The sequence below is a fragment of the Parabacteroides chongii genome, from assembly GCF_029581355.1.
GTDB lineage: Bacteria > Bacteroidota > Bacteroidia > Bacteroidales > Tannerellaceae > Parabacteroides > Parabacteroides chongii.
Window position 1 is genome coordinate 2329201 of the sequence record NZ_CP120849.1, and the last position, 18978, is coordinate 2348178.

Below are 18978 nucleotides of genomic sequence, written 5' to 3' on the forward strand. Positions count from 1 at the left end.
TTTATGAGATTTTTTTAGTCCTGCGAAATTAGCCAATTTTTTAAGCGGAACTAAACAATCACCTTCTTTTTTCTATAGTTCTCTCTGAACTCTGTCGGCGGCATTCCTTTTTTCTTTTTGAATATACGATTAAAATTTGACAGGTTATTGAAGCCGCATGCGTATCCGATCTCTGCGACCGATTGCGGTGAATCGATAAGAGCCCGGATGGCAAATCCCAGGCGTATATCTGTCAGGAAATCGACAAAGCTTTTGGAAGTACGTTGTTTGATATACCGGCAGAAAGAAGGTTCACTCATATTGATCAGTTCAGCTACATCAGACAGGCGTACTTGTTTGTCATAGTTTTTATTCAGGTAGTCGATTACTTTTCGAATACGTAAATCTTCATCATGAGCTCTTTCCTGACGAATGAAAGAATGACTGGCCAGTTCCCGGATATCTTCCGATAAAGACAATTCATGCAAAATCATAAGCAGTTTCATGACTGAGTAGAAACCATCTGTCTCGCAGGTGATGGTTTTCAGTAACGGACGTACTTTGTCTATAGCCTGTGTGCCGAAAGCAACCCCTTTCTGAGCACGTTCGAAGAGGGTTTTTATACTTTGAAACTGGTTCCTTTCCAACAGCTCTTCCGGAAGGGACGAGCGGTGGAACTGGATGGTTATTTCATGGATAGCTTGTGATTTGCATTCGTGATTGACCCAGGCATGTTCCAATGTCGGGTTAGTTACTAATACTAGTTCGTCGTCACTGATCGTTTCAACGGAGTCTCCTACAATACGTTGGGCTCCTTTCGCATGTTCAATAAAATTCAATTCATATTCAGGATGTACATGAATGGGAAAATTGAATGTTGATTTAAGGCGCTCTATTACGATGAAACAGTCTTTCGAAGATAACGGAGATACTTCTTTAAATAATTCGGTTCCAATCATACTTTTTATATTTCTGTTTGCAAATATAATCAAAGTTTTTATTTATTCCTGTTACAACAGTTTTACAAGAGTCTTTTGTTATCTTTGCGGCAGATAATCAGACACAAAACAGAGTATGGACGGTAAGAGAGTATTTGTCACGGGTGGTGCTAAGGGTATTGGTGCTGCTATTGTTACTGCATTTTGTAATGTGGGAGCGCGGGTCGCTTTTTGTGATACGGATGAGAAGGCAGCCTTGCGTCTTTGTGATTTATTGCCTACTTTTGTTCAGTATTTTCAAACCGATGCCAGTGATTCGGTAGCTCTTCAAGAAGTTATCAACAGACTTATCAACATGTGGGGAGATGTGGATGTGATTGTTAACAATGTGGGGATCAGTGAGTTTTCCCCATTGGTCGATACAAGTATTGAACAGTTCGACAGGATACTATCAACAAACCTGCGGCCGGTGTTTATAACTTCACGTGCACTGGCTATTCACCGGAACAATGAGGAAGGAAAGAAACGTTACGGACGGATCATCAATATTGCTTCTTCCCGTTATCTGCAGAGTGAACCGGGCTCGGAGGGATATGCCGCTTCCAAAGGTGGAATTGTTTCCCTGACGCATGCCTTGGCGCTTTCGTTCAGTGATTATAATATTACAGTAAACTGTATCAGTCCCGGTTGGATACAAAACGAAGACTACCGTTTGTTGAAACCGACCGACCACAAACAACATCCTTCCGGCCGTGTAGGCCGTCCTTCCGACATTGCAAGCGCCTGTCTTTTCCTGGCTGCCCCTGAAAATGATTTCATCAACGGGCAGAACATCGTTATCGACGGGGGAATGACAAAAAAGATGATCTACGAAGAATAAATCAATTGAACCCGATTCTTATATTTTTGTTTTTTAATGCAGGGTAGATGAGGAACTGGGGATCCATCCGTTTGTTCCACGGATTGTATTCGAAGTTTACACCTATACCGATGCCGATATCCTCTTTCACTTTGAATTCGAAAGCACCACCTACGCTCGTATGATTATAAAACGGATTCAACAGCATTTGCGGATTGCTCCGTTCTTTTTTCTCGTAAAAGGTATATTGTGCCCAACTTCTGAGAGTCAGCCAATCGGTTGCCTCATAACTGGCAGTCGCATTGAATCCCCCCATAAAGTCGGGGCTGGGATTGAATGGTGTGAAATAGCGTCCGGCAAAGGCTCCTCCCGTCAATGTCCAGCGATCCTGCTGCCATACCAACGATGAACTGATCTGGGTCAGACCTCCTGCACCGGGCCAGGTATATTGTTCACCGACTGTCAGCACACCGGTGGTCTCGCTGATTGGAGTGAATGAAAACTCCTGGAAATCGAATGCCATCGGCGATACACGCCGTATCATCGGAGCAAATACATTAAAGAAAGGACGGTAAGCAAGAGACAACACTTGCATATCCATCGGACGCTCGTCTACCTGGGGAGGAAAGTCGGGGGTAAATTCCCTGAGCTTCTTTTCCAACTCGGTGAGTCTGGAAGGAGTATAAGTTTTGTAGGAATACTCCGGAATATTGAAATCGAGCGTTCTAAACTTAGGGACGGCTGTAATTTTCCCTTCACGATTCAAAACAAAGTCAAATACTGACTGCGCATGCCCGTACGATACACACGCCAATAGTGCTATTATTATAAAATATCCCCGCTTCATACACAACATCATTTTATTGTCGCTAAGATAGATTATTTGCTTAAAATAAGCTATTTATTCTTCTTGATTTTACTTAAAATAGTGGAAAATGGCTTATATTTAAGTCTTGTAAAAAATATTTTCAAAATTCTCTGTCTGCTTGCAACATTGGAAGGACCATTTTCATCATAGAGATAGAGAGTAATATTACCTATGGACGAACAACTGTTAATTGCCGGATGCAAACGCGGGGAGTCATGGGCTCGTAAGGAGTTATACGAGCTGTATGCTCCTGCCATGATGAGTGTGTGCATGCGATATGTCAATAACAGGGAAACAGCCCGCGACTTGTTGCAGGATGGTTTTATCAAGATATTCACAAAAATAGGGAGCTATGCGGGAAGCGGTGCGTTTCCCGGTTGGGTTCGCAGGGTGTTCGTCACGACAGCTCTTGAATATCTGAGAAAAAATGATGCGATCCGGTTAAGTGTTAATTTCGATGACTGCGGGGAGCTGGCGGATGAGGTGGATGTGTCGGCGTTAGAACGTTTGTCAGCCGATGACCTGCACGCTTGTATTGCCCGTTTGCCAAATGGTTATCGGACGGTATTCAACCTCTATGCTATAGAAGGATATTCTCATAGTGAAATAGCAGAAATGCTGCATATAAGTGAAGTAACCTCGCGGACGCAGTTTATTCGGGCGCGGAAAGTGTTACAGAAAAGTGTTCAATCATTAATCAAGCATGAAAATGCGCAGTGATACGGATCATAGGGAACAATTGGATGATTTCAGCGAATTCATGAAGCGGAAACTGGAAGACCACCGGTTACCTGTGGATGACTTTTGCTGGGAAGAAATCGAGCCTCGTATGAAGCCCCGCAGACAGACATGGCTGTGGTGGGCGGGAAGTTCTGTGGCTGCCGCTGTTATTGCAATCTTGTTTTTGTTTTCGCCTTTTCGGGCAGGAGAAGCTCCCGATGGAGGTCCGGAATTACCGGTGGCTGTCACTTATGATGAAGAGGAGGTACATCCGGCAACTCCGCAAGATGATACGGAAAAAACAGTTTTACCAGTGGAGCGACCTGTTCCGGCAAAGAAATTGATTGCTGCCGTTATTCCGGAGAAGTCCCCTCAGATGCAGGAAAAAGAGATACCGGAAGTATCTGAAGGTACTGAGGATATGGTGAATGCAACAGATGTTGTGAATATAGAAGAACCGGAAAAAACAGTTCAGCCGGCTGAAGACAGAAAGAAAGCGGCTTCCCCGGATTTGTACAGCTATAAGTCGGAAAAACACGCATATTCTTCTGCCGGTAAGAATAAGAAAGTGGCAGGAAAATGGTCTGTAAATGCCGGATTCGGAACCGGAGGGCATGTCTCGTTAGGCTTGGGGACTGATTATGATATGGTGCAGGATCCTAGTAATAATGTCTCTGACGGAGGTATAATTTACTCTTCACCAGCCCGGCCTGCTGCACTTAATGCTTCAGGGGTATTATCTCCTTCAGAATATAGTAATGTGGATGTGGCGCTTCCTTTATCTTTCGGACTGACGATTCGCCGGGATTTTAACCGGTATATTGGTTTGGAAACCGGACTGGTATATACTTATCTGGCTTCTAATCTGTCCAAATGGGATGAGGTTCAGTATAAGTCGCATCTGGAACTTCATTATCTGGGTATCCCGGTCAATCTGGTGGTATCTCTTTGGCAAAATTCACGCTGGAAAATCTATCTGACAGGTGGTGTCATGATGGAAAAAGGGTTGAGGGCGAAACAGACGGAGTCACGTTTTTGGCAGATGGAGATGAATAACCTGGTAGACAAAAGAGGCATAAGCGGTTTGCAGTGGTCGTTGAATGTTTCTGCCGGTGTTTCCTATCGTTTTTACAAGGATTGGAATTTTTATTTCGAACCACGTATTTCCCATTACTTTGATAATGATCAGCCGGTGAGTATCCGCACGGAACATTCTGTGATTGTCGGACTCGGTGCCGGTGTCCGTTTTGATTTTTAAATAAAAAATTAGCATATTAATCCTCTAAATTTATTGAATATGAAAAAACGAGTGAGTTGGTTTTGTGTGTTGTTGATCTGTCTGCTTTGCGGATGTAACGATGATATGAAAGTAAGGGAGACAGTTACTTATACCGTGAATAAGCCTGTATACATGTCGTCCGATATCTTTCGTTCCTCTGTGAAAGTAACTACGCAACCGGAAGAAATTACGCAGCAGGGAAAGATCTGTTTCTATGACGGTTATCTGTATATGTCGGAGCCTGGAAAGGGAATCCATATTATCGATAACCGGAATCCTTCGTCACCGGCTGTGGTCGGTTTTATTGAATTGTTGGGAAATGCCGACCTGGCTATCCGTAATGATTTGTTGTATGCCGATTCGTATGTCGACCTGGTATGGTTTGATATCAGTAATCCGGCAGTACCGGCGTTGAAGAGCCGGCTGGAAAATGTGTTTCCTCAGAGTTATCCGCCGATTGAAGAAGGCATAATCGATTCTGAAGTTTTTTCTGAGGCCGGAAGGGCTAAGGGGATTGTTGTTGGCTGGACGCAGGAAGAGGTGACGAAAACCTATGAATATTATAAAGATGAACTCTATTGTAATGATATGGCGACAAGCCCCGGAAATAGTAGTGGCAGTTCTTCTACAGGTGTGAACGGTTCGATGTCCCGTTTCGGACTTTATAAGGATTATCTGTATGTCGTATTGAATAATCAGATGGATATCTTCGATCTTTCCGGCGCGGAACCGGTGGTTGCTGCAGAAACTGTTCCGGTCGGCTGGAATGTCGAGACTATTTTCAGTTATAAGGACTATATGTTCATGGGAACGCCTACCGGAATGCTGATCTATTCTGTTGAAGATCCGGTAAAGCCTGAATACCAGTCTGCTATGGCTCATATATATGGTTGTGATCCGGTAGTAGTGGAAGATGACATTGCTTATGTGACGGTTCATTCCGGCAATAATTGCGGACAAAACTCCAATGAACTGATTATTTTGGATGTCAGCAATGTAAAAAGTCCGCAGCCGATCGTTGCGTATACAATGACAAAACCCAAAGGGTTGGGGATCGACAACGGTACACTTTTCCTGTGTGACGATGGTCTGAAGATTTATGATGCAGCCGATCCGCAAACCCTGATGGCTAACCGCCTGGCCCATTACTCGGGCATGGAGGGCTACGATGTGATCCCACACGACAATGTCTTGATGATGATGGCTGAAGACGGTATTTACCAGTATGATTATTCCAATTTGAAAGAGATCAGGTTGCTGAGTAAGCTGGCGGTGAAGAAGTGAAAAGAGTAGAAATGAAAAAAGAAAGCGGAAACCCCTAACAGGATTTCCGCTTTTATTTTTACCAGCCTGTCGGTTGGCTGATGTTCGGATTGGAAGTAACTTCTGCCTGAGGGAGAGGCCAGGAATCATTTTTGGGGAATGTACAGTTGCGTTCCTCGATAGTAACGAATGCATTACTATTTGGATTCCATGCACCTTGGATAGGGCCGGACATTGTTTTAGCTCCGATATCCCAACGGCGGATGTCATCGTAACGTTTGCCTTCGAAACCTAACTCTATACGACGTTCACGGCGATATAACTCACGAACTTTTTCTTGCGTATTATAAATCGTTTTGTCCATGTTGGGCATTCCGGCACGGTTACGGATCATATTGATGTATTTTTCTACCTCCGGATTTTGCCAATCTCCACTTTCAACCAGACATTCGACATACGTCAATAATACTTCTGCATAACGGTATAACATGAAGTCCAGACTACCGCGTCCACTGGCACGGTCTTGTTCGCTGGCAAACTTTTTCAACATATAACCGGAAGCCGGGGCTCCTGTTTTTGTGTAGTAATCACTACTGTTCACATCGAACGGAGTGTAGGTGTAATTGGCAAAAGATGTGCTATCTCCGGGCATCATCACTGTAGCATGTAAGCGGGGATCACGTTGCTTGAAGAGCGGATTTTTTTCGTATTCAGTACGTTCGTTGGCCGGCAATGACTGGATTGTTTTTCCGTCTATTGTCTCAAATTCGTCAACGAATGATTTTAAAACACCGCAGGTTCCCTGCCCCCCTAAAGACATGCTGATACAACGGAACCAATATTGATTCAGACCGTTTGAGGTGAAAATGATACGCTCTTTATTCTGTTTTCCTACATAGTTGAATAAATCACGATAGTTTTTCTCCGGAGCATTATCTGTAGATTCTGTATAATATAATTCAAATACACCTGAGTCGATCAGTTGTTTAGCGGCAGCCTTTGCAATATCGTATTGTTTGAATTGTAAATTCAGATCCATTTTCAAAGCAAGAGCCGATGATCGGGACATGCGGGCGCGGCGTCCTTCATCCCAAATAAAAGGGCATACATTGTCATCGGTAATACTAATCACTGCGTCGAATTCTTTGTTCAAAAAGTCGAGACATTCCTGTACACTATTACGGGCTATAAAATTTTCGTTTGGAGTTAACGACTTCTCAAGGATAGGTATACCGTCATGGCGACCGTACCATAAAAGTAATTGCATATGATACCAGGCACGCCATACACGAACATCCGCAATCATTCTTTCACGTTCATATTCCAGTGTGAAATAAGCATCACCGACATGCTCAAGAAAACGGTTGCAGCGACGAATATATTCGTAATATTTGTCCCATAGTTTACTTATATATCCTCCGGTTGTTGGGGTTGCGGAACCATTGGCGAGATTGACTACTTCCGTTTGAAAATTAGACCGGAAATATTGATTATCCGTCATACCTTCCATATGAATCCATGCGACATTGGTGACAGTATTACTCGTAAAGTAAGATCCGTTCGGCCATGCTTTACACTGACCTAATGCACTCTCACATTCGTTCATGGTTTTCCAAAATTCATCGTCTGTAACCCCTGTAGGATGATCTCTTGTCAGAAAATCAGAACAACTGCAAAATAGGAGTAACAACGAAGTAAATACCCATGTCGCTATTTTATTATTTATTTTCATGATCTTTTATTTATTAGGTTTATTATTAGAAATTCAGACTAACTCCCATAGAATAGGTTTTAACCAATGGATACGAACTTTTTTGGCCACGGCTCTCCGGGTCTACCAACTTCTCTTTCGCAAAAGTGAAAGGATTTTGGGCATTGACATATACACGAATGTTGGATATGCCAATTTTCTTTAATCCCATTTGATCGAACAAGTATCCTAGCTGAATATATTTTACGCGGCAGTAACTTGCATCGAAATGCCAGAAATCTGAACGATGGTTATTATTTCCATAAGTAGAGTTCGGGGCAATACGGGGATAGCGGGCATCGGTATTATCCGGTGTCCAATAATCCGTTTGTACGGCAAGAGGTGTCTGTCCGTCGGAAGAAGTACTTAATCCGAATGAATATGGCTCTGAATAATAAGCATCTACACCGGAAACACCCTGAAATAAGACTTCTAATGACCACTTTTTATAGTTGAGTGTCAGGTTCGCGAAATAATTTAGTTTAGGTTGTTCGTCCCCACGAATGACACGGTCTTCAGTCGTTATTTTACCATCTTTGTTCGTATCTATATAATGTATATCTCCCGGCTGTTGTCCGTCATAAATTATTACTCCTTCTTTAGGTATCCAATTACCATTGTCATCTTTGGTAAAGTCGCTTTCTTGTAATAATCCTGATGTCGGATAGACATAAAAACTATTTAGTGCGTGGCCAACGGTATTTATAGTATTACTATTGTCATAAGGACCTCCTAGCAGTTCTTCGATCTTGTTTTTATTTTGTGATAAGCCACCGTGAATGTTGAAACCGAAATCTTTAGTTAACTGTTTGTTGTAATTAAGATCTAATTCCCAACCACGGTTTCTTAATTGACCTGAGTTCATCGGTACTTTTTCAATACCTCCGATATATGAAATGGGCGGTTCAATGATCAGGTCTGTTGTGATCTTATTATAATAATCGAATGTCAGACTGAGATCTTTCAATATTCGTATATCAGCTCCTACATTCAGCATATTCACTTTTTCCCATGTAATATCCGGGTTTCCATAAGTCGTTTCATTTCCGTTTGACGAATTTATCAATGCCTGGTATTTGTATAAACCGATATTTTCATTACCCAATAAACCGTAGGAAGCTCTCAGCTTAAACTCATTCAACCATTTGGCTTTTTTCATAAATTTCTCTTCGTGTACATTCCATCCTGCAGCCACGGAAGGGAATATTCCGAATTTGTTGCCTGGACCGAAACGGGAAGAGCCATCGCGACGAACAGTTCCTTCCAGCAGAAACCTTCGGTCGAATGTATAATTAGCTTTGGCAAATACAGACACCATAGACCATTGGTCCCAGTCTCCGTCATTTGTTAATTCCTGATTGTATCCGCCTATGGCAAATAAGCGGTGTTTGTTTTTTTCTAATGTATATTCAGCTGTAGCACCTATATAATAATAACTGGAACGATCTTTACTGGCAGAATTGATAGAACTCCAGGTTTCCAGTAAAGCTCCGGAAGTATAATCGAAGAAGTTGTAAGCTGCCCGTTGGCGGTTGGTGGCACCACTACTTACGCGATATGAATATTGTCCTTTTAAAACTAAATTAGGGATGACTTCCCAGCGTGGAGCAATATTGATGCTGACATTATCTTCAAGAGCTTTGAATTCTCCACCACGGTCTATTAATGCTGCCGGGTTACGCTGTTCCGGGCGGTTTCCGTAGAAAACGATATCGCTTCCTTCTTTCATTGGATAACGAGCTACCGTATTGGGAGGCGTTCCATACATGTATCCGATAATGGAAGATGTATAATTTCCGTCCCGGTACATCGGCTCCTGTCGGTTAGTACGATATGAGTTGAAGTCCATGTTGACAGACAGGTTATCGAGTAGGCTGACGGATGTATTGGCACGTATATTGATACGGTCGGATTTTGCTTTTTCAATTAAACCTTCATTTTGCAGGTAATTGGCAGTTAAAGCGAAACGTGCCAGGTTACTACCTCCTGATACAGATACGGAATGGCTTTGTACGGAACCGTCTTTAAATAGAAAATCGGCCCAGTCTACATTCGGATATTTAACAGGATCTACACCTTTGCGGGTATTATCGATATCCTCCTGTGAATAAATAGGATCGCCTCCGATATTGATATTGGCTGCATTCAACATTTCCATGTATCCGGCTCCGTCGATGAATTCAGGTAAATAAGTGGCTTTCTGAATACCGAAATAGCCGTTATAGGAAACATTTACCTTACCGGGAGTACCACGTTTTGTTTTTACTACGATTACCCCATTTGCAGCACGTGCTCCGTAGATGGCTGCCGCCGCCGCGTCCTTTAAAACGGTGACGCTTTCGATCGTATTAGGGTCCAGATTATTCATATCCATGGGGATACCATCTACCAACACCAACGGATCACTGTCTGAAGTCAAAGAAGATATACCGCGAATTTTAATGGTTGCCGCATCGGCGCCCGGCAGACCTGAACTTTGTGTAACACTCAAACCTGTAATGCCTCCTTGTAATGACTGAGAAAGTGAGGTGATCGGCTTTGTCGACAGGTTTTTATCAATATCCAGGGATGCAACGGATGAAATGGTATTTAATTTCTTTTCTTCTGAGAAACCGGTAACGACAATTTCATCTAATGTTTCAACATCTTCACTTAAAGAGACACTCAGGTTACTGATTGCACGTGATACAACATATTCATATTCTTTAAATCCTAAGAAATTGAAGATAAGTACATCTCCTCGTTTCGCTTTGACGGAGAAATATCCATTCTGGTCACTGATCGTTCCCAGTTTAGTGCCTTTGATGGAAATATTAACGCCTGCCAAAGGGAAAGGTGGTTCTGAATTTTCCAATACCTGACCTTGGATTGTCCAGGATCTGTCATCTGCCTGACTGGCGATGGCCGATTGCATTTCTTCTTTCGTTTTTTTTGCAATAGCAATGTAATTGTCGATCTGCTTGAATGTGTAACCGTCACCAAGTACAGCCAATAATGCTTCTTTTATGTCAGAAGTTTTGATGTTTACGGACACACTTTTACTTGTGGCTAATTCAGCAGTACTGTAAGCAATCTTGATTCCGGATTGTTCCGAGATTGCATCCAGAATTTGTTCCATCCTTGCATTTTTGAAAGATAGATTCAAGGTGTAATTTTGTATAAAAACGGATTCAAATGCGAAAGCATTGAATGAAACTGCTAACAGGAAGCAGTTAAGTAAAATAATAAACAATGATCGTTTTAAGACTTTTTGTGCCAGACAAATGTCTTCCGATGCTTTTTTTTCCATAAATTTGTAATTAACAGGTTACAACTAAAAATGATTTTTGTTTTTTGATCTGTTGCGGAGGTAGTATCTGATCCATACTGCCTCTGTTGATTTTCATGGTACTATTACTTCATTTTCTCTTCCTCCTTTATCCTTTTAATGTTAATAATGTGGCCTATTCTCTCAAGTTTGACCGTAGAAGTATAGCTGATCACTTCCAGTAATTGGTCAAGATTCGTATTTCTATCAGCAGTAAGCGAGTAACGGTTGTTTTTCAGACTTTCATCTTCATACCGGACGGAAAAGTCATACCAACGCTGGAGCTTTCTGACAATTTCTTCCAATGTTGTATCTTTAAATATATATTCTCCGTTCATCCATGATGTAAAAAGCTCTGTATTTACTATTTGAGTAGAAGTCTGTGCATTTCTTTTATCGTATGTGAATTGTTCAGACGGAGTGATTGTTTCTGTTTTATTTTTATCAGTTTTTACAGCGACGGAACCTTCTATCAGAGTTGTCGTAAAAGTGTTGTCGGACGAATAGCAGGATACGTTGAAAGAGGTACCCAGTACTCTTACATCCATTCCATTTGCATGTACGATAAATGGTTTTTCTTTGTTGGGAGCAACGTGAAAATAAGCTTCTCCGATGAGAGTCACTTCTCTTTTGTCACCAGAAAATCGCACTGGGTAAGTTAGTTCAGTTTCGGAATTTAACCATATGCGAGTGCCGTCTGCCAACAATAACTGATATGTTTTCCCTTTTGGAATAACCAAATGATTATTTTTTGTAGTAATTATCCCTGTATCCTTCTGCGATTCGTAGACCAGTTCGTTTTTAGCATCGTTTTTAATCACTACATGTTTTTCTTCCATCGAGAATGATTCTTCCGTTAGAGCTATTTTTTCTCCATTTTCTAAAAGTAGGGTCGGTTGGTCGAATTCTTCCATATTTACTTCGCTGATGGCTGGTGTCTGGGGATGATTGGTAAAAAACAGCAAACCGATTGATACAACAACTGCAACCATTGCTGCATAGCGGATCAATACAGGGATATTAAATACTTTCTTTTTATTGATCGTTTGTGTCCGGACTTGTTGCCAGGCTTGATCTGTATTGAATATTTTTTCTTTTGGAGTATAAGAACATCTTTTGTATAAGTGTTTTATTTTTTCATATTCTGCTTTATTTTCATCAGAGGCATTCAGCCAATCTGTGAAGATACGGCGTTCTTCTTCCGTGGCCTCATCAGCCAGGGACGATAGAATTATTTGATATATTTTTTCAGATGTCATTTTCTTCCTTTTTATATATTTACAATCGGGAAAGAAAAAATGGGTAGGTAAAATCAGAAAAAAATCAGAAAAAATAAAAATGACAGGTGTTTCAACTCTTCGCGCATGATCCGGAAAGCTTCTCCTATATGATATTTAACCGTATTTATCGATATGTTCGAAACTTCTGCAATTTCTTTATATCGCAAACCAGTGACGCATTTCAGTAGAAATATCTCACGGCATTTGTCTGGCAGTTTCAGCAAAGCCTGCTGTACTTCTTTTTGATAGATGAAATCATCTTCTTCACTGAATTGTTCTTTCCACTCTTCTGTTAGAGTAGCCAAAAAGTCCTCTTTAACGATTTCAGCTTTGTAATAATTGATACAACTGTTTTTTATCGAACGGTAGGCGTACGGCAGGAATGTTTCAACGGTGACGGATAGATTCCTTTTTTCCCAAATGGAGATGAAAAATGTCTGAACAATATCTTCCCGTATCTGAGAATCAATAATATATTTGCCTGCGTAATTACACAAGTGAGAATAATATTCCCGGAATAATTTTTCGAAAATCTGTTCGTCCGATTTTAACATAGGAGGTTATTTGTTCCCGGATAATAGTTATTGAATATATTTGTTTTTATATTAGTTCTATAAGAACTACAGCTCAGCAAATGCAAATATAGTCTATTTTTGAAATAATAGGTTAAATGAGATGAAATAATACCATTATATTCCATTTGTTACGTTAAACTATGTATGTAAACATGAGATTATATTTGGAATAATCTTTCCTGATATCCGGATATATAACTGATTATCAATAGTTATGTATTTATAAAAAAAACATGAGTTCTTATAGGACTAATGCAAATAGATTTGCATGAAAGTGTCTTTTATATCTGCAGTGAATACGAGTATACTCCTTTTTTATTGACAAATAAACTGCCTGAAAATAAACTATATCATAGAGGATATGTTATTCTAATAGAGACATTAAAAAGACATAAGATATGAAATTTTTTATTGACACGGCGAACCTGGATCAGATTCGGGAAGCGAATGATTTGGGTGTATTGGATGGTGTGACGACCAATCCGTCCCTGATGGCTAAAGAGGGGATAAAGGGGGTAGAAAACCAGCGGGCACATTATCTGAAGATCTGCGAGATCGTGGATGGGGATGTGAGCGCTGAAGTGATATCGACCGATTTTGAAGGGATGATCAAAGAAGGCAAAGAACTTGCAGCTTTGAATCCGCATATTGTGGTGAAAGTACCTTGCATAGAAGCAGGGATCAAGGCGATCAAACATTTTTCCGACGAGGGAATCCGCACTAATTGTACATTGGTCTTTTCCCGTGGGCAGGCTCTTTTGGCTGCAAAGGCCGGAGCTACTTATGTTTCACCGTTCGTAGGACGTTTGGATGATATATCGAGTGACGGTATCGAACTGGTGAAAGGTATTGTCGACATGTTTTCATATTATGCATACGAAACTCAGGTTCTTGCTGCTTCCATCCGTAGTACACAGCATATTATCCAGTGTATCGAGGCAGGAGCCGATGTAGCAACCTGCCCGTTGTCAGCAATCAAAGGTTTGTTGAAACACCCGCTTACCGATAGCGGTCTGGCTACTTTCCTGGCTGATTATAAGAAAGTGAACGGATAATAGGGAGGATGTTTTTTCAATATTCCCTAAAAACTCGTTTAAAACGGACTTTAGCTTCGTTTAAAATGAATTTTAGCTCGTTTAAAACGAGATTTAGGCACTCTGATTGGTGGTGTTGCGTAAGTTGTTTACAATTAGATTGTTGTGGATTTGCGGCGTGGGCTGCGCGTAGCCGGTGATCAGAACATCGACCTGCGTGCCGGAATTTATTTCGTACGCATCAGTACTTACTCCGCTTTCAGCGAATCCACCGGATTGCCGGAGGCAGCCTTGTAGGTATGCCAACTGACGGTCAATAACGTGATGAATAGGACGATAATCCCACTCAATAGAAAATGGAAGACCGATATATCGGTATGATATACAAAGTTTTCCAGCCAGCGATTAAGAAAAAGCCAGCTAATAGGAACGGCTATAACGAAAGCTATTCCGATCCAGCCAACAAACTGTTTGTTTAACAGATACATGACCTTTAGCGTACTGGCTCCGTTCACTTTCCGTATGCCAATTTCTTTCCTGCGTTGTTCCGTGGCGTATAGAGCCATACCGAACAGGCCGAAACAAGTCAGGAAGATACTGATCAGCGAATACATAATCATTAATTCCGCCAGTTCGGTTGTTCGGCTGTTGCGTTGCATAAACTCCTTGAATACATCCTGGTAAGTGAAGTGTTGTCCCGGATTCATCTCTTCCCATATCTTTCCGATGGCAGCTATGGTCTGTTGGCGGTCTTTCCCTACCTTGATTTCTGCAAAAGAATATCTTTTGTCGTCGTCCTGGCCAATGTAAATGATGCTGGGGAAAACATCTTCTTCAAGCGAATTGGCAAATATATTTTCGGTAATGCCGGCAATAACCGGTTGGGGAGAATCACTGCTCCTTCCATATTGTTCATTATCCTTGTCGTATTTGCTTAGTAGCTGACCAACCGGGTTTTCTCCGGGAGGAACCTGAAGGTCTGCATATTTTCGGGTAATGTAAACCGGAGTTTGGTATTGTACGAGTGCCCTATCCGGCTCTATTCCCTCTATAAGATTGATTTTGAATGTTTTCAGAAAGTCACGTCCTCCCATATACTGCGCTTTCATATAAATGCTTTCGCTGCCGTCGGGATTCTTGACATTCACGGTAGTAAGTCCCATATTTAGTAAAGGACCGCCGCTGAGTGTAACATTTTCTACTCCGGGTAACTTTTTGATTTCGTGCACAAATGCCGGTAAGTAGGAATTGTCTGTTCCCCAGTTGCCTACCTCTATCAAGTCGCGATAACCTTCTCCGCCTTTTTGTGTAAAACGAAGCTGGCTGTTTACTGTAAATGTCGCAATAATCAATCCGATGGAAACGGTATATTGAGCGATGGAAAGAGCGGTTACAATCCTTCTTCTTTTATTTCCAGTGAAAAACTCACGGTAGCCGGAGGCAGACAACTTACTTATCTTCCGGCTTATATAAATGGACGGAATCATGGATAAGAGGAGGATAAACAGGATGATAACCGGAAAAGCCTGCTTGTTGAAGAAGAAGGAGGTATGTATATTTCCGGAGACGATAGAGTTGAATACCGGAGTTAAGTCGTGCGTAATCAACAGAGATAAGAGGAAGGCCGTAATAACAGTCAGGAATGTATCGAGGAATAGCTGTTGGTTGATATCCTTTTTCGTCGCACCCATCAGTTTCTCGGTATGAATCATTCGCACCTGTTGCAATAGGCGGGAGAAATTGAGATTGATATAATTGAAGCAGGCGATCAGCAGGATTAAAACGGCTGAAATCATTCCCACATAAAGCAATGTCTTCTGGCGGCTGTTGAGGAATGTGAAACCCTCCTGCGTGTATTTTCGGAAATAGCTTTCCTGTAAGGTATAAAACTGGTATTTCCCATCTGGGACAAACGTATGCAGTCCGTCTTTATTTATCTGTTCGGCAAACTTGTCTGTGTCAATGGGGCGGTCGGTCATCAGGAGGCATAATCCGCCGTTGGTTGTACCTCCGTTTCCGGTTAATGCCTCGAATTTGAGGTAAGACTGGTCGTGCGATTGGAGGACGGCTGCAATCTGATAGCTCGTTTCGTTGGTTTCCGTTTCAATGGTGCCGTCTTCTTTGCGTACAGTGGTCGTGCTGTTATGGCCTGTGGTGATTATTTGGCCGATTGGGTTCTTGCTGCCAAAGTATTTTTTGGCACAGGCTTCTGTCAGCGCAATCTTGTTCGGTTGTGTCAGCGCTTCGTTCAAATCTCCTGTTACTACTTTATAAAGGAAGAAATGGGGAAAAGACGAATCTGTTGTCACAATTGTGATAGGGTCGAAATGGTTGTTGTCTACCTTTATATAATCCATTCCGATATTATTCAATCGCAGATAGTCGATTACTTCCGGATATTTCTCCTTTATCTCGACAGGAATGCTGCCGACAGTGAAACAAACCCGTTCGCCCGGTTGCAAGGGAGAGTCCTGGTCCATCATGTAGATATGACTGCGGTTCGGATTATCCGCTTCCAGGTTGTATTCATGGATGACAAAAGCAGCCAGCATATTCGTACAGGCAATGCCGATTGCCAGGCTGATGATGGAAATGATGGAGAAGGCCTTGTTTCGCCACCAGCTTCGCAGGACGAGTTTAAATGCAACTGCTTTCATATTCTGATTGATATTTAGTTTATTCACTTCTTAATACTTTCACCGGATTGGCCGAGGCCGCTTTGTAACTGTGCCAGCTGACAGTAAGAAGTGTGATGAACAGGACAAAAAGCCCGCTTATCAGATAGATGCCGAGACTTATATCCGTACGGTAGACAAAATTTTCCAGCCAACGGTTCAAGAGCAACCAGGTGATAGGGATGGCAATGATGAAAGCGGAACCTATCCAGGTGATAAACTGACGGTTGAGCAACAGCATGATCTGCGGGCTGGTCGCTCCGTTCACTTTCCGTACGCCGATCTCTTTGGTGCGCTGTTCGGTTGCATAGAGTGCCATTCCGAACAGACCGAAGCAAGTCAGAAAGATACTGATAACGGAATACATCAACAATAGCCGGGAGAGTTCGGTTGTTTTCTCGTTCCGTTGCAGGAAAGTCCTGTACACATCCCGGTAGGTGAAATATTGGCCCGGATTTACCTTGTTCCATACTTCCCGTACGGTGGCGAGAGCCTTTTCCTGATTTCCGTTGAGGCGTATGTAGATATAATTGAAGGCATTGTCCGGACTGTTGTTGATCTGGATGGTGAACGGGTTCACTTCCTGTTCGAGTGTATTGGTGTATAGATTATCGACAATACCGGCAATGGTGGAGACCGGCAGGTTGTCAGTATCGGTATAGCTTTTGTTGAGATCTTTGTCGATGGAATTTAACGGTTTACCGATGGGGTCTTCGCCTTTTGCGACCAATAGCTCTACAAATTTTTCGTTGACATAGACCGGACGTGCATATTTCTCTACCGCCTTGTCGGGAGGAAGTCCTCTTTTCAATTTCAGTTGCAATGCATCCAGAAAATCGGATTCACCGAAATAGTTGATTTGCGAGGTGTATTTTTCGTTGCCGTTTTCATCGGTAAGGACAACCTGTTGTATCCAGCTGTTTAGGATAGAACCTCCGGCAATCGATGCCTGGGCTATTTCCGGATGTTTTTTCAGCTCGCGGGCAAAAGGACGTATGTACGAACCGTCTTCCATCCAGTCGCCTATCTCAATCAGGTTCTTGTAGTTATCGCCTCCCTGGCGGATAAAATGGAGCTGGTCGTTTACCGCCAATGTAGCGATGATAAGTCCGATAGAGATAACGTATTGTACTATGGATAAAGAAGTCACGATCTTTCTTTTCTTATTTCCGGTAAAAAACTCACGGTAGCCTGCACCGGATAATCCGGATATTTTCCGTCCCATATAAGCTGCTGGTACGATGGACAATAATAGGATAAAGCCGCAAATAACGGGTAATGTCTGCCAGTTAAAAAAGAAAGAAGTGTGTAACCGGCTGTTCACTATCGAGTTAAATACCGGCAACAAGTCATGTGTAATCAGTAAGGAACAAAAGAAGGCAATGATGACTGTCAGGAACGTATCCAGGAAAAGCTGCCGGTTGATCTCCTGCCGGCTGGCACCCATCAGTTTTTGCGTATGAATCATTCGCACTTGTTGAAGCAGGCGGGAGAAGTTGAGATTGATATAATTGAAACAGGCGATCAATAGGATCAGGATGGCAGAAATTAACCCCACATAGAGTAATGTCGGCTGTCGGTAATTGATGAAACGTAGTGTCTGTTGTTCTGAAGTTTGGAAATAGCTTTCCTGTAAAGTTTGCAGATAATAGTTCCCTATATCTCCTTGTAAAGTAGGAATTTTATCTTTCTTTAATTGGGCTTCAAAAGTTTTCCTATCGATGGCTTTGTTCATGAGTAACAAACAGGGGCCACCATAAAAAGAATCGGATAGTTTAGTGATAGCTTCCACATTCAGAAAAGACTGTTCCCTATCGGCTATGACGGCTGCCACCTGATAAGCATATTCATTGTTTGTACTGCTTTCTGTACTAGTGGCTTTATCCGGAAGATTGAAATAAATGATTTTACCGATCGGATTGGTTTTCCCGAAAAGTTTTCGGGCTGTCTGTTCCGTGAGGGCTAACTTATTCGGTTGCGTTAATGCCTCTTTCAGGTTTCCGTTCAACACTTTGTAAGAGAAAAAATCCGGTAGGGATGAATCTACGGATAGAAGGTGAATTGGTGCATACTTGACATGATCGATAGAAATATATTTAGGTGATTCTGCTGCCATTTGCAGGATGCTTTCTACTTCCGTGTACTTTTCTTTAAGCATGGGCGGGATAGATTTGTCGGCATACTGTACCTTTTCTCCGGATGCCATCGGCGAATCCTGGTTAAGCATCCAGATACGTTCTTTATTGGGATTCCCGTTTTCTATGCCGTATTCGTGAATGGTAAAGACGGTTAACAGGTTCGTACAGGCAATGCCTATCGCCAGGCTGGCAATAGAAATGATGGAGAATGTCTTATTCCGCCACCAACTGCGAAATACAAGTTTTAATGCGACTGCTTTCATAGATTTTATATTGTGTATTTCATGCTGTTCCTTTCAGAATGGCATTTCAA

Annotated in this window: 14 protein-coding genes; 6 read left to right on the plus strand and 8 right to left on the minus strand. The window is 42.0% G+C overall.

Going from position 1 to position 18978, the window contains the following annotated elements; genetic code table 11:
* Positions 1 to 50: 50 nt before the first annotated feature.
* Positions 51 to 938 (minus strand): AraC family transcriptional regulator, encoded by an 888-nt coding sequence (locus tag P3L47_RS08710; protein ID WP_122363188.1) that lies wholly within the window; start codon positions 936 to 938, stop codon positions 51 to 53.
* A 115-nt stretch (positions 939 to 1053) separates the two neighbouring features.
* On the opposite strand from P3L47_RS08710, the gene P3L47_RS08715 reads away from it, so the two are divergent.
* Positions 1054 to 1797, plus strand: coding sequence for an SDR family NAD(P)-dependent oxidoreductase (locus tag P3L47_RS08715; RefSeq protein WP_122363189.1), 744 nt, complete (start codon positions 1054 to 1056; stop codon positions 1795 to 1797).
* A 1-nt stretch (position 1798) separates the two neighbouring features.
* Here P3L47_RS08715 and P3L47_RS08720 read toward each other — a convergent pair whose 3' ends face one another.
* Positions 1799 to 2623, minus strand: coding sequence for a hypothetical protein (locus tag P3L47_RS08720; protein WP_277783352.1), 825 nt, complete (start codon positions 2621 to 2623; stop codon positions 1799 to 1801).
* 192 nt (positions 2624 to 2815) lie between these two features.
* Between P3L47_RS08720 and P3L47_RS08725 the strand changes: the two genes are divergently transcribed.
* Genes P3L47_RS08725 through P3L47_RS08735 form a run of 3 tightly spaced genes read left to right on the plus strand, consistent with a single transcriptional unit; the run spans position 2816 to position 5927 of the window.
* Positions 2816 to 3364: an RNA polymerase sigma factor gene (locus P3L47_RS08725; protein WP_122363191.1), complete on the plus strand. Its 549-nt coding sequence runs from the start codon at positions 2816 to 2818 to the stop codon at positions 3362 to 3364.
* Positions 3348 to 4622 carry an outer membrane beta-barrel protein gene (locus P3L47_RS08730; protein ID WP_277783353.1) on the plus strand — a complete coding sequence of 425 codons (1275 nt, stop codon included), beginning with the start codon at positions 3348 to 3350 and terminating at the stop codon, positions 4620 to 4622. The genes P3L47_RS08725 and P3L47_RS08730 overlap by 17 nt, the downstream gene beginning before the upstream one ends.
* Before the next feature lie 39 nt (positions 4623 to 4661).
* Positions 4662 to 5927, plus strand: a complete 1266-nt coding sequence (locus P3L47_RS08735) for an LVIVD repeat-containing protein (protein ID WP_277783354.1) — start codon at positions 4662 to 4664, stop codon at positions 5925 to 5927.
* Between the two features lie 58 nt (positions 5928 to 5985).
* Here the strand turns inward: P3L47_RS08735 and P3L47_RS08740 are convergent, their stop codons facing one another.
* The 4 genes from P3L47_RS08740 to P3L47_RS08755 form a co-directional block, all read right to left on the minus strand.
* The gene (locus P3L47_RS08740) at positions 5986 to 7638 is read right to left on the minus strand and encodes a RagB/SusD family nutrient uptake outer membrane protein (RefSeq protein WP_277783355.1); all 1653 of its coding nucleotides are present in this window, start codon (positions 7636 to 7638) and stop codon (positions 5986 to 5988) included.
* Between the two features lie 25 nt (positions 7639 to 7663).
* Positions 7664 to 10774, minus strand: a complete 3111-nt coding sequence (locus P3L47_RS08745) for a TonB-dependent receptor (protein ID WP_233577247.1) — start codon at positions 10772 to 10774, stop codon at positions 7664 to 7666.
* Between the two features lie 275 nt (positions 10775 to 11049).
* Complete coding sequence (locus tag P3L47_RS08750) at positions 11050 to 12222, minus strand: FecR family protein (protein ID WP_277783356.1); 1173 nt, start codon at positions 12220 to 12222, stop codon at positions 11050 to 11052.
* A gap of 53 nt (positions 12223 to 12275) precedes the next feature.
* Entirely contained in the window at positions 12276 to 12797 is a 522-nt protein-coding gene (locus tag P3L47_RS08755) for an RNA polymerase sigma-70 factor (protein ID WP_277783357.1), read from the minus strand.
* Positions 12798 to 13216: 419 nt separating this feature from the next.
* Between P3L47_RS08755 and fsa the strand changes: the two genes are divergently transcribed.
* Both fsa and P3L47_RS08765 read left to right on the plus strand, forming a co-directional pair.
* Positions 13217 to 13873 carry a fructose-6-phosphate aldolase gene (fsa, locus tag P3L47_RS08760; protein WP_122363197.1) on the plus strand — a complete coding sequence of 219 codons (657 nt, stop codon included), beginning with the start codon at positions 13217 to 13219 and terminating at the stop codon, positions 13871 to 13873.
* Between the two features lie 144 nt (positions 13874 to 14017).
* Positions 14018 to 14149, plus strand: coding sequence for a hypothetical protein (locus P3L47_RS08765; RefSeq protein ID WP_277783358.1), 132 nt, complete (start codon positions 14018 to 14020; stop codon positions 14147 to 14149).
* On the opposite strand, the gene P3L47_RS08770 is transcribed toward P3L47_RS08765, so the two are convergent.
* Positions 14101 to 16509: an ABC transporter permease gene (locus P3L47_RS08770; RefSeq protein ID WP_277783359.1), complete on the minus strand. Its 2409-nt coding sequence runs from the start codon at positions 16507 to 16509 to the stop codon at positions 14101 to 14103. The genes P3L47_RS08765 and P3L47_RS08770 overlap by 49 nt on opposite strands.
* A 19-nt stretch (positions 16510 to 16528) precedes the next feature.
* Complete coding sequence (locus tag P3L47_RS08775; RefSeq protein ID WP_277783360.1) at positions 16529 to 18928, minus strand: ABC transporter permease; 2400 nt, start codon at positions 18926 to 18928, stop codon at positions 16529 to 16531.
* Positions 18929 to 18978 lie beyond the last annotated feature (50 nt).